At 66.0% G+C, this 12,140-nt stretch carries 12 protein-coding genes; 4 read left to right on the top strand and 8 right to left on the bottom strand.

Annotated features, from left to right (window positions below; all coding sequences use genetic code 11):
- Positions 1-13 precede the first annotated feature (13 nt).
- Positions 14-1,006, top strand: coding sequence for an LD-carboxypeptidase (locus F9K07_RS15285; RefSeq protein ID WP_159594248.1), 993 nt, complete (start codon positions 14-16; stop codon positions 1,004-1,006).
- A 3-nt stretch (positions 1,007-1,009) separates the two neighbouring features.
- Here the strand turns inward: F9K07_RS15285 and F9K07_RS15280 are convergent, their stop codons facing one another.
- Entirely contained in the window at positions 1,010-1,240 is a 231-nt protein-coding gene (locus tag F9K07_RS15280; RefSeq protein ID WP_159594247.1) for a hypothetical protein, read from the bottom strand.
- On the opposite strand from F9K07_RS15280, the gene F9K07_RS15275 reads away from it, so the two are divergent.
- The 3 genes from F9K07_RS15275 to F9K07_RS15265 all read left to right on the top strand — a co-directional run bounded on the left by F9K07_RS15275 (position 1,239) and on the right by F9K07_RS15265 (position 5,123).
- Positions 1,239-1,472, top strand: a complete 234-nt coding sequence (locus tag F9K07_RS15275; protein ID WP_159594246.1) for a hypothetical protein — start codon at positions 1,239-1,241, stop codon at positions 1,470-1,472. The two genes, F9K07_RS15280 and F9K07_RS15275, sit on opposite strands and share 2 nt — an antisense overlap.
- A 135-nt stretch (positions 1,473-1,607) precedes the next feature.
- Positions 1,608-2,552, top strand: coding sequence for an adenylate/guanylate cyclase domain-containing protein (locus F9K07_RS15270; protein WP_159594245.1), 945 nt, complete (start codon positions 1,608-1,610; stop codon positions 2,550-2,552).
- Positions 2,553-2,651: 99 nt separating this feature from the next.
- On the top strand, positions 2,652-5,123 hold the full coding sequence (locus F9K07_RS15265) for a penicillin acylase family protein (RefSeq protein WP_159596951.1): 2,472 nt from the start codon (positions 2,652-2,654) through the stop codon (positions 5,121-5,123).
- Positions 5,124-5,148: 25 nt separating this feature from the next.
- On the opposite strand, the gene F9K07_RS15260 is transcribed toward F9K07_RS15265, so the two are convergent.
- The 7 genes from F9K07_RS15260 to F9K07_RS15230 all read right to left on the bottom strand — a co-directional run bounded on the left by F9K07_RS15260 (position 5,149) and on the right by F9K07_RS15230 (position 12,087).
- The gene (locus tag F9K07_RS15260) at positions 5,149-5,949 is read right to left on the bottom strand and encodes an ABC transporter ATP-binding protein (protein WP_159594244.1); all 801 of its coding nucleotides are present in this window, start codon (positions 5,947-5,949) and stop codon (positions 5,149-5,151) included.
- Between the two features lie 31 nt (positions 5,950-5,980).
- Positions 5,981-7,120 carry a succinylglutamate desuccinylase/aspartoacylase family protein gene (locus tag F9K07_RS15255; RefSeq protein WP_159594243.1) on the bottom strand — a complete coding sequence of 380 codons (1,140 nt, stop codon included), beginning with the start codon at positions 7,118-7,120 and terminating at the stop codon, positions 5,981-5,983.
- 27 nt (positions 7,121-7,147) lie between these two features.
- The gene (locus tag F9K07_RS15250; protein ID WP_159594242.1) at positions 7,148-7,861 is read right to left on the bottom strand and encodes an ABC transporter permease; all 714 of its coding nucleotides are present in this window, start codon (positions 7,859-7,861) and stop codon (positions 7,148-7,150) included.
- A gap of 10 nt (positions 7,862-7,871) precedes the next feature.
- Positions 7,872-8,558 carry an ABC transporter permease gene (locus F9K07_RS15245; protein WP_159594241.1) on the bottom strand — a complete coding sequence of 229 codons (687 nt, stop codon included), beginning with the start codon at positions 8,556-8,558 and terminating at the stop codon, positions 7,872-7,874.
- 11 nt (positions 8,559-8,569) lie between these two features.
- Positions 8,570-9,415, bottom strand: a complete 846-nt coding sequence (locus tag F9K07_RS15240; protein ID WP_159594240.1) for an ABC transporter substrate-binding protein — start codon at positions 9,413-9,415, stop codon at positions 8,570-8,572.
- A 115-nt stretch (positions 9,416-9,530) separates the two neighbouring features.
- Positions 9,531-9,872 carry a T9SS type A sorting domain-containing protein gene (locus F9K07_RS15235; protein ID WP_159594239.1) on the bottom strand — a complete coding sequence of 114 codons (342 nt, stop codon included), beginning with the start codon at positions 9,870-9,872 and terminating at the stop codon, positions 9,531-9,533.
- 145 nt (positions 9,873-10,017) lie between these two features.
- Entirely contained in the window at positions 10,018-12,087 is a 2,070-nt protein-coding gene (locus F9K07_RS15230; RefSeq protein ID WP_159594238.1) for an ATP-binding protein, read from the bottom strand.
- Between the last annotated feature and the right edge of the window lie 53 nt (positions 12,088-12,140).

Here is a 12,140-nt window from a genome sequence, read left to right as displayed (position 1 = left end):
CCGCCTCCTTGTCATGCGCCACGACGATCACGTTTGCAGTCCCACTTGCGGTCATGACCACAGTCATCGCCACGGCCCGCGCCACATCTACCTCTATTCCCCCTCCAGCGCGGTGCGCGACAAGGCCGCGTTTCGCCGTGGCGTGGCGCGGCTCAAGGCGCTGGGCCATGAGGTGGAAATCGATGAGAGCGCGCTCAGCAGCCATATGCGCTTCGCCGGCGACGACGCCACGCGCCTGGCTGCGATCGGCCGCGCCGCTGCCAGCGGCGCCGATGTCGCGCTGATCACGCGTGGCGGTTACGGCCTCACGCGCATCGTGGGCGAGCTGCCGTTCAAGGCCATCACCAAAGCGATCGAGCGAGGCACCCAGTTCGTGGGCCTGAGCGATTTCACCGCCCTGCAGATGGCGTTGATGGCCAAGACCGGCGCCATCACCTGGGCCGGGCCCGCGCTGGGCGAGGACTTTGGCGCGCAGGCCACGGACGAGATCATGGAGGCTTGTTTCGACGATCTGCTGCTCGGCCATGGCGAAGGCGCGGGCTGGACATTGCCCGCATCGGACGCCAAAGCCTATCCGGGCAAGGGTGACAAACCTTACCGCCTCAAGCTCAACGGCGCCACGCTGTGGGGCGGCAATCTCAACGTGATCTGCGCACTCATCGGCACGCCGCACCTGCCGCAGGTGGAGGGCGGTATCCTGTTTCTGGAGGATGCCAACGAACACCCGTACCGGATCGAACGGCAGCTCACGCAATTGCTCAACGCCGGCGTCATCGGTCGTCAGAAGGCCGTGCTGCTGGGCTCGTTCAACCGCTTCAAGCTGGTGCCTGGTTACGACCGTGGCTTCAAGCTGCAGACGGTGATCGATTGGCTGCGCACGCGCACGAAAACGCCGGTCTTCACCGGCTTGCCGTTTGGCCATGTGCCGACCAAGGTGCTGCTGCCGGTGGGGCGCCAGGTGGATCTGCTGGTGGACGGGCGCGATGCCCTGATTTTCTGGGGATAAGACCTAGCGGCGCTGCAGGCTGGCGTTCATCAGGCTCTTGGGCAGGAGGCCTTGAAACGCGGGCGACAGGCTTTGCACCCGGTGCACCGCCAGCGCCTCGCCATGCAATTCGCTCAGCACCGCGACCATTTCGGCGCGCGCGTACCACAGGCTGTGCGCGTCGCGCACATACCGCAGCTTGCGGGAAAGTTCAGGATGGGCGCGGGCGCCGTCCTCGCCGAGCAAGGCCAGCATGGCTTCACGCACCGGCTCCAGCGATTCGAGCGAATCTCTGCGCGCGTCCGGCCCCAGAAGGGCCGAAATGCTGTTGCGAATACCGGGCTTGAACCAGCGCATGGAGGTGGAGCAAATGAAATGGCTGCAATGGGCCACAGGATACGGCGAGCTTGCACAAACTTGCAATCTCAAACACCTGTATCAAAGCAAAAAACAACAAATAAATCAGGTGCTTAGCGCCGACTTCTGAGTTTGTTTCTAATGTTTTTAGTACATTAATACACTTTTGTGCATACCGACGGCCCCAGGCCGTGCGTGGTCGGGGCAGCCGGGTCGGATACCGGGGGGCGGTGTGTTGTAATCCAGCGGTTATTCCTAGCGTCTTATGGCAGAACTGACCATTGCATTTGTGGATTTGACCGGTAGCGTCTCGGTGTTTGAAACACTGGGTAACGACCGTGCCACCAAGGCGGTCACCAAATTGACCCAATGGATCGGCTCCATGGGTGCTCAAGGTGGGGGGACGGTGGTGAAGATGCTGGGCGATGGCGTGCTGATGTCGTTCGCCAACAACCACGAAGCGGTGGACGCCATGGTCCAGATCCAGCAGGAGCATGCCAAGCGCCTTCTGCAGTGGCCGGACCGTCTCAAACTCATGATGCAGATCGGCATGGCGCGTGGCCAGGTCGTGGTGGTCGATGGTGATTGTTTCGGCGACGCGGTCAACGTGGCTTCGCGGCTGAGCGATCTGGCGGGCCCTGAGCAGATCATGGCCACCGACACCGTGATCCGCAAACTGGGGCCGCGCCACAACGTGCGCAGCCGCAGCCTGGGCCCCATGCGCATCAAGGGCCGGGTGGAGCCTTGCGAGGTATTCCGCATCGAATGGCAGCCCGAAATGTTGTCGGAGTTCCTCACCTTGCCAGCCGATCTGCAGGCCTTGGTCCCGACCAAGGATGCCGTCTTCGGGGGCATTGAACTGGGTTGGCTGGACAGCCTCCAGCCGTTCAGCCTGACCGATCTGCCCATGAAGATCGGGCGCGTGCCCGAGGCCGATTTCGTGGTCAGCGATCCGCGTGTGTCGCGGTTGCATGTTTCGATCGACATCCGCTCGGGCAACTATGTGCTCGAAGACATCAGCAGCTATGGCACCTGGGTGCGCTTTGTGGGCGGCGATCATGTGATCGCGCTGCGCCGGCAGGAATGCCTGTTGCACAGCGACGGCGAGATCGCCATGGGTGCGCCGTTCAGCGATTTCAGCGCACCCACCGTGAGGTTCAAGCTCATCGAGGGGAACCTGGCGTTGGGGCCGGGCGGCGCGCGCAAGTAAGCGGCGCGGCCGCCGTGGCGCCGCGATGGGCGCTGCATTGTTCGACACGCTTTTTCGGAGACACCCGTGCGTTGGATCAAGCGACTCCTCGGCCTTTTTATGGTCTTGCTCGTGGCCGGTGCTGCGCTGCTGGCTTTCTACGCCTTGCGTTCCTTGCCCAAGATGGATGGCTCCCTCCACCTGGCCGGCCTCTCGGCAAGCGTCAAGGTGCAGCGCGATGCCAGCGACGTCACCCATGTGCTGGCCAGCCGCCCGCACGACGCCTGGATGGCCATCGGCTACGTGCATGCGCAGGAGCGCGGCTGGCAACTGGAGTTCAACCGGCGCGTCATGCGCGGCACCTTGTCCGAGGTGCTGGGCGAGGCCACGCTGGAGACCGACAAGCTGATGCGCACGCTGGGTATCCGCGAGGCGTCTCGCCGGCAGTTCGACATGCTGCCCACCGAATCGAAAGACGCCCTGCAGGCCTACAGCGACGGGGTGAACGCCTTCTTTGCCCACACCGAGCAGGCGCTGTCGCCGGAGTTTCTGCTGCTGGGCATCGATCCGAAAGAAGAGGCTTTGGCCGGCCGTTATTGGGATCCGCTGGACAGCGTAGGCTGGTCGCTCATGATGGCGCTCGACCTCGGCGGCAACTGGGGCAACGAGTTCGCCCGGCTGAGCACGTTGGAAACGCTGGACACCCAGGCCCTGTGGGAGCTGTTTCCGCCTTACCCCGGGGAACGGCCTGCCGCCACGGCCGACCTGGCCAAGCTGTACCGCGATCTCGGTGTGTACCGGAATACGCCGGTCAAGATATCCGCCACGCCGGCCGCGGCCGAGGCGTCAGGCCTGCTGGCGTCCGTGCGCGAACAGATCGGCGCGGACCTGCAGCGCTGGGCCGACGGTCTGGGCGACAACGAGGGCAAGGGTTCGAACAACTGGGTGGTCAACGGTTCGCGCACGGTTTCGGGCATGCCGTTGCTGGCCAACGACCCGCACCTGGGCCTGAGCGCGCCGGCCATCTGGTACTTCGCGCGCCTCCAGGCGCCGGCGGCCGACGGCGTCAAGGGCATGGACGTGATCGGCGCGACGCTGCCCGGCACGCCCTTCGTGGTGCTGGGGCGCACCGAGCAGGTGGCCTGGGGCTTCACGAACACGGGGCCGGACGTGCAGGACCTCTACCTGGAGCAGATCAACCCGGCCAACCCGGCGCAGTACCGCGTGCCATCCACGGGCAGTGAACCTGCCTGGGCCAACTTCGGCATGCGCATGGAAACCATCCGCGTCAAAGGCAAGCCCGATGTGAGCCACATGGTGCGCAGCACGCGCCACGGGCCGGTGCTCAGCGATGCGCAAGCCAGCCACGGCCGCGTGCTGGACACCAGCCGCTACGTGCTGTCCCTGCGCTGGACCGCACTGGACACGGACAACAGCAACGTCGTGGCCACCTTGGTGGCGAACCAGGCGCAGTCGGTCGACGAGCTTCTGAACGCATTTCGCGACTTCAACTCCCCGATGCAGAGCATCGTGATGGCCGACCGGACAGGGCGTATCGCCTTCAAGGCGGCAGGCCGGGTGCCGGTGCGCACGCCAGAGAACGACATCCGCGGCATCGCGCCTTCGCCCGGCTGGGACACGCGCTACGACTGGACGGGTTGGTTGCCCTACGAAGACACACCGCAAGACGATGGCGCCCGTGGCTGGATTGCCACCGCCAATCAGCGCATCCACGCGGCCGACTACCCGCACTTCCTCACGCAGGACTGGGTTGCTCCGTACCGCCAGGAGCGCATCGAAGCCTTGCTGGAACAAACGCCGAAGCATTCTCTGGAGTCCTTCCAGGCCCTGCATGCCGACGTGTATTCGGCGGCCACCATGCGCTTGCTGCCGTTCCTGCAAAAAGCCGTCTCGGACCACCCGCTGGCTCCGGCTGCCCAGGCGGCGTTGCGCGACTTCAAGGGGGAGATGCGGGCCGACGCGGCCGCGCCGCTGATCTACACCGCCTGGGTGGACAGCTTCACCCGCCGCGTGATTGGTGAACGCGTGGGGCAGCAGCGTTTTGCCGGCCTGTACGGCAAGCGCCTGTTCCGCAGCGCGGTCGAAGGCATTCTGGAGCGCAACGATGCGAGCTGGTGCGGCGCTGCCGGTTGTTCGGTGGCCAGCGGCCAGGCACTGACGGATGCGCTCAAGCGCTTGCAAGCCGAGCAGGGCGATGATGTGGCGAACTGGCGCTGGGGAAGGGCGCACCCCGCGATTTCGATCCACCGCCCTTTCAGCAACGTGAAGCCCCTGGCCAGGTTCTTCGAAGTGCGCCGGCCCACGGGCGGCGATCCGTTCACGGTGAACGTGGGGCAATACCATCTGGACAAGGCCGGCGCTCCATACGCCAACCGCCACGCCGCCAGCCTGCGCGCGGTGTACGACCTGGCCGACATGGACAACTCGCGCTTCATTTACCAGACGGGGCAGAGCGGCAATGTGTTTTCCGGCCGCTACCGCGACATGGCCGACAGCTGGGTCGAGGTGCAGTACCGCACCCTGAGCATGAAGCCGCAGCAATGGCGATCGACGCTGGAGCTGCGCCCCTGAAAGGCGGAGAGGCTGAGCGGACCTGTTACTTGAGGTTGCCCGAGAGGAACTGCGCCAGACGTTCGCTCTTGGGGTGTGCCAGCACCTCACGCGGGACGCCTTGCTCCTCGATGCAGCCCTGGTGCAGGAAGATGAGGTGCGACGACACCTCGCGCGCGAAGCCCATTTCGTGCGTCACCACCACCATGGTGCGGCCTTCTTCGGCCAGCAGCTTCATGACGCGCAGCACCTCGCCCACCAGCTCCGGGTCGAGCGCGCTGGTGGGCTCGTCGAACAGCATCACGTCCGGCTCCACCGCCAACGCCCGCGCAATCGCCACGCGCTGCTGCTGGCCGCCGCTCATGTGCGAGGGGTAGCGGTCCTCCACACCGCGCAAACCCACGCGCTCCAGATAACGGCGCGCGGTCTCCACGGCCTTGTCCTTCGGGATGCCAAGCACGTGAACGGGCGCTTCGATGACGTTCTGCAGCACCGTCATGTGGGCCCACAGGTTGAAGTGCTGGAACACCATGGCCAGCTTGGTGCGCAAGCGCTGCAACTGCGCCGCGTTGACCGCCCGCAGCTCGCCATGCCGGTCGGGCTTGAGTTGCAACTCCTCGCCGCCCAGGACGATGCGGCCGCTGTTGGGGTTCTCCAGCAGGTTGATGCAACGCAAGAGCGTGCTCTTGCCCGAGCCGGAACTGCCGATCAGGCTGATCACGTCGCCCGCGCGCGCCTGCAGCGACACGCCCTTGAGCACTTCGTTCGCGCCGAAGCGTTTGTGGATGTCCTGGACTTCCAGCAAGGGACGACCGGGCGTTCGGGTGGCATTGGATTCGGTGGTCATGTTCTGGGATGCCCGGAAGAAAAAGGGAAACTCATGCGCCCAGCAGATTGCCCGAGCGAAACGGCGTGGCGCCGGCGATTTTGCCGATTTCACCGCCTGCCACCACGTAGCGCTCGCGCACGCTGGCATAGAACACACCGGCCACTTCGGCACGCACCTCGTGCACGCGGGCCTGGCCAGCAGCCGTCGGGTCGATGACTTCGGCCACCACGTCGCCGGCCCCAAGCGTGTCACCCGGTCGGGCCAGGAAAACCAGGACGCCGGGAACAGGCGCATGCAGCGTTTGAGAACCGGCCAAGGGCGTGGGCTGGCAGGCCATGGGCGGCAAGTGCATCGGCGCGGTAGAGGCGAGGGCGCCCGCGTGCTCGAGAAACGCGACGATGGCCTGCGCATCCTGCCTGGCCAGGTCGTGCGACACGTCACCTTCGCCGCGCAGTTCCACGGTGGTGCTGGCGCAAGCCTGAGGCAATGGCGCGTTCACACCGGCCGATTTCAAGGCAGCAGCGAGCTGCCACCACAAGCCCGACAGGCGTTCATCAAAGGGACCACCGCCCGACTCGTGCGCCAGCAGCACCGCCTGGCAGCCCAGCAGCCGCGCCAGGGGTTCGAACGCCGGCCAGCACGCCTCTTCGCTGTAGAGGTGCATCACCGCGTCCATGTCGCAGTGAAGGTCCAGCACCAGGTCGGCATCGTGTGACAGCAGCAGCAATTGGCGCCGCTGGCTCTCGAGTTCGCTCGTGGGCTGCCAGCGCGCGAGCCATTGGCCGACGAGACGGCGTACCGTGGCCACATTGGCCTCGGCATTCGCGCCCATCAGCGGTTGGGCATCGGCCAGCACCGCGGCGGCCATGTCGGGGTAGTGGCGGTTGAAGTTCTCGGCCGACCCGAACTCGAAGCGCCCCGCAGGCCGGTGAAGCAGCCGCTGGCTCAAGCCGATGGGGTTGGCGACGGGCACCAGGATCACTTCGCCCCGCAGGCGCCCGGCCGTTTCCGCGGCCTCAAGGGATTGCCGCAGGTGGTGGGCGACCAACATGCCGGGCAGTTCCTCGGCATGCAGGCTCGCCTGGATGTAGGCCTTGGGACGCGCGCCCGGCGTGCCATACCGAAAGCCGACCAGGGTCTTCTGGTGGCCCAGACTGGCACTCAGCAGGGGGTATTCGAGGCGTTGCATGGGGCGAACACGGGCTGTCCGGGGTTTTCAGTGCGCTCGCGGCGCCAGATGGGCCAGGAAGCGGCGCTCGGCGAGCTTGAACATGCCCACCAGGGTGAAGGTGATGGTGAGGTAGATGGCTGCCGCGAAGATGTAGGCCTCGAAAGGCAGGTAGAAGTCGGAGTAGATGCGGCTGGCGGCGGCCGTCACGTCCAACATCGCGGGCACCGTGCTGGCCAGGCTGGTGGCGTGCAGCATCATCACCACTTCGTTGCTGTAGGCGGGCAGCGTGCGGCGCAGGGCGCTGGGCAGCACGATGCGGCGCATGGCCTGCGCGCGGCCCATGCCCATGGCCTGTGCCGCTTCGATTTCGCCGGCCGGGGTTTCGCGGATCGCGCCGGCCAGCATTTCAGCGGTGTAGCCGGCCGTGTTCAGACTGAAGGCGAGCAGGGCGCAGAAGAAGGGCTCCTTGAAGTGCGTCCACGGCCAGACTTCATCCCATCGCGCCTGGATCCATTCCAGCTGGCCCAGGCCGTAATAGATGAGATAGAGCTGAATGAGCAGCGGTGTGCCACGGATCACATAGGTGTAGGCACCGACGATCCAGCGCAAGGGCGCGATCGAACTCGTGAGCGCGAGTGCGAACAACAGGGCCAGTACCGCCCCCACGCCCAACGAAGACAGCAGCAACCACAGGGTCGTGATCAGACCCTCGCCATACATGGCCAGGTGCTTGGATTGGAAGATGACGTCCCAGCGCATGGCTTGCTGCTCAGGTTTGGGCGCGCTTCACGCCCAGGCTGAAACGCCGCTCGAGCCGGCGCAGAGCCCAGAGGGACACCGAGGTATAGACCAGGAACAGCGCCGCCGCGAAGAGGAAGAACGTGAACGGTTCGCGGGTGGCCGCGCTGGCCTGTTTCGACAGGTAGGTCATCTCCTTCAAGCCGATGAGGCTGACCAGGGCCGTGGCCTTGATCAACACCAGCCAGTTGTTGGTGAAGCCGGGCAGGGCGTAGCGCACCATCTGGGGGGCCGTGATGCGCAGGAAGGTGCGCACCGGCCCCATGCCGAAGGCCCAGGCGGCCTCCATCTGCCCTTTGGGGATCGAGAGAATGGCGCCGCGAAACGTCTCGGTCATGTAGGCGCCGTAGATGAAGCCGATGGTGAGCGTGCCCGCCAGAAAGGGATTGATGTCCACCGAGGACTTGCTGCCCAATGCAGCCAGCAAGTGGTTGAGCCCGATGGTGCCGCCATAGAAGATCAGCAGCATCAGCACCAGTTCGGGCACACCGCGCACCAGCGTGGTGTAGACCGTGGCCGGAACCACCAGGAGCGGTCGACCGGAGAGCTTGGCCACCGCGCCCAGCAGGCCCAACAAAATGGCCACCACGAGGGCGGCCAGTGAAACGCCCACCGTCAGGAGGGCGCCTTGCAGGATCGAGACGAAGTAGCCGGACAAACCGCAACGGCTCAGTTGCCGTAGACGTCGAAGTCGAAGTACTTCTTGGCCACGGTGTCGTAGACGCCGTTGGAGCGGATGGTCTTGATACCGGCGTTGAGCTCGTCCTTGAGAGCCGTTTCGCCCTTGCGCAGGGCCACGCCCACGCCGGTGCCGTAGTACTTGGGCTCGTTGAGCACCGGGCCGACGAAGCCGTAGCCCGCACCTTCGGGCTTGCTCAGGAAGCCCCCCGTGACCTCGACCTGATCGGCGACAGTGCCATCCAGTCGGCCCGATTTGATGTCGAGGTAGACCTGGTCTTGTGCTTCGTAGGGCACGATGCTGGCGCCAGCGGGCTTGAGTTCACCCATGGCGTATTTCTCTTGCGTGCTGCCCTTGAGCACGCCGATCTTCTTGCCTTTGAGCGAGGCCGGATCGGTATACGGCGTGCCGGTCTTGACAACGATGCGGCTCGGCGTGAAGTAGTACTTGTCCGTGAAGTCGACGACCTGCAGGCGCTCTTCGGTGATCGACATGGAGCTGACGATGACGTCGTACTTCTTGGCCTGCAGGCCGGGGATCATGCTGTCCCAGACCTGTTCGACGAACACGCACTTGCGCTTGATTTCGGTACACAGGGCGTTGGCGATGTCCACGTCGAAGCCGGTGGGCTTGCCGTCGGCGGTTTTGTAGGTGAAGGGCTCGTAGGTCGGGTCGATGGCGACCTTCAACTCCGGCAATTCGGCTGGCGCAGGCGCCGGCGCGGCCGACGGTGCGGTAGCCGGAGCAGCCGCTTCAGGTGCGGGCGTTTCGGTTTTGCCGCAACCCACCAGGGCAGCGGCGCCAATCAGACTCAATGACAGCAACAGTGTCTTCATCGATATACCTTTGAATGTGCGTGCCGGGGCGGCACGGGCGGTGAAATCATTGTAGTTCTGGGCTTCGGGTCACTTGGCGGGAGCAGCCCCGTATTTGCCCCGATGGACAAAGCAACTATCGCGCCGGAGACGCGGCGTGGGGAATGCGCGCGGCGGCATGCGGTTGCAGATACAGGACGGTGGTGGTGCCGGGCTGCAGCGCGGCGGTGTAGCTGCGCCGTTTCTCGCCGACTTGCGTGGTGACATGGTAGGTTCCGGTGGGCAGAACGATGTCGACCAACGCGCTCGCGTCCGTCAAAGTGAGCATGCGGTGGCCTTGCAGGTCGTGGATCTCCAGTGTCGCCACACCACTGTCGGGTGTGTGCCGCACGCAGGCCCACGCGCGGCGCACCAGCGCGCCCAACATCCCGCGGCCGCCGTCACCGTTTACCGAGGCGTGGATCAACAGGCGTGACATAACGGTCTCAGGGGACTGGCTATCCGGCATGGACACATCTTGGTGCGCCCGATGTGGCGGTATGTGTCGCACGGGATGGACCTGTATGCCATCTGTCACACAGGCCGAACCACGCCCGGGCCAGCCTGGCACGCGTCCTCTGCGCTCAGAGGAGTTCGCCCAGGGTGTGCGCGAGTTCGTCGCGCCGCAGAGGTTTCATGAGCACGCGGGTCACGCCGGCGTCGCTGGCGCGCCGGGCCAGCAAGGCGCCGCCGTAGCCACTCACCAGCACCACCGGCAGGTGCACGGCCTGTTCGCGCAGGGCGCTCGCCAACGCCGTGCCGCTCAGTCCCGGCATCATCTCGTCGGTGACGACCGCTGCGAACCGGTCGGGCGCTTCGGTGATGGCCTGCAGGGCGTCACGGGCATCCGCAAAACACACCGGCTCGTAGCCCAGGCCGCTCAGCAATTCTTCGGCCATGGCCAGCAGCGCCGGTTCGTCGTCGACCACCAGCAAGCGCTGACCCGCGCCTTCGGGCACGACCGTCACCGTTTCTGCCGCCCCGGGCAGCGCGTCGGTGCACTCGGGCAGGTACAAGGTGAAACGCGCACCCTCGCCAGGCCGGCTGTCCACGTCGATGGCACCGCCGAACTCGGCCACCACCCCGAACACCACTGCCAGCCCGAGGCCGGTGCCCGTCTGCGTGGTGCGTGCCGAAAAGAAGGGCTCGAACAGGTGCTCCATGACATCGGGTGTGATCCCATCGCCCTGGTCGCTCACGCTCAGCGCCAGATACTCGCCGACGGGCAGCGGCGAGTGGGACAGCACCTGCGGCGTGCTCACCCGCCGGCGCTCCAGCTGAACGCTGAGCATGCCCCCCTCGGGCATGGCCTGCATGGCGTTGGTGCACAGGTTCATGACCGCTTCGAAGACCTGGGTGGCATCGCCGCGCAGCCTCGCGCCCGGGGCGCCCAGCACACGCTCCAGCACCACCCCGGGACGCAGGGACGCGGTCAGCAGCGTCAGCACCTCTTCGACCACTGGCTCCAGTTCGAAGACGGTCGAGGCGCGCGCGCCGCCCCGGCTGAATGACAGGATGCGCTCGATCAGCAACTTGCCACGCTGGGCCGCCTGCAACACCTTGTCGAGGTGCCGAGCCTGGGCGCTGCCCACTGGGGCGGCATCCTGCGCCATTTCGCCGTAGCCCACGATGCCGGCCAGCACGTTGTTGAAGTCGTGCGACACGCCACCGGCCAGTGCGCCCAGCGCTTCCAGCCGGCTGGTACGGCCCAGCTGCACCTGCAGGGCTTGCTGTGCGGCCATGCGCTGGAGTTCGGAGCGCGTCACGATGTGCACCGCCACCGCCATCGTCACCAGCAGGAACGCCAGCGCCCCGACCGACAGCTTCAGCGCGCCACGCCAGCCTTCGAGCACGGCCCCGAGTTCGCGCGACAACACCACATCAAGACCGTAGCGCGGGACCCGGTGCGAGTCCACCAGGTTGTCGGTGCCATCGCTGAAGCGCAGGATGCCGGCGCGGTGCCGTTTGGCCTGCGCGGCTTCGTCGGCGCTGAGATGGCCCACGTTGACGGCGGCCAGACGCTCGCCGTCGCGGCGAAAGATCGCCATGCGCGCGTCCGACGCGGGCAGCGCCACACCGAATGCGCCCAGCAGGTTGTTGGCGGGAATGGCGGCGATGATCCAGCCGCCCGGGTGCTCGCGCAGGGCACCCACGCGAAACGCCAGCGCCACCAGCTTGTTCGGGCTGTCAGCCTGCGCGAACGGCCGGCTCAGGGCCGTGGCCCCAGGAGCCAGCGTTTCCAGGCGCGGCACAAAGGTCTGCAGGTCGGGCACGGGGGATGCTTCGGACGAGGCGATCAGCGCCCGGTCGTGGCCCAGCAACCAGAGCGCGCTCACCATCGGCATCAGGGCTTCGCGCGTGCGCAGCGCCTGCACGGTGTCGCCGCCCGTGGCGGGCGATTGGCGACTGCCGAGTTCCGTGCCCAGCGCCTGCAAACCCTCTTCGGCCCCACGCAGGCCTCTGTCGAGTTCGTCGGTGAGGGCGAGCGACAGCAACGCCATTTCCCGCCGCTGGCTGTCCAGTGCGGTGCGGTGCAATTGCCACAGCGACAACGCGGTCACGGCCACCAGCAGCAACCACAGCGCCAATGCAAACAGCCACGGCAGCCAGGCGGCCAACGGGCGGGAAGAGGTGTCGGAATTCAAAGGGTTCAACAAAGCACCTTTGCACAAGGTGGTCGAGTATGCGCTGCAGCGCGGCGGCTGCA

Origin of the sequence: Hydrogenophaga sp. BPS33 (assembly GCF_009859475.1) — a bacterium.
Taxonomy (GTDB): Bacteria; Pseudomonadota; Gammaproteobacteria; order Burkholderiales; family Burkholderiaceae_C; genus Hydrogenophaga.
This window is presented reverse-complemented; position numbering and strand designations above follow the sequence as displayed.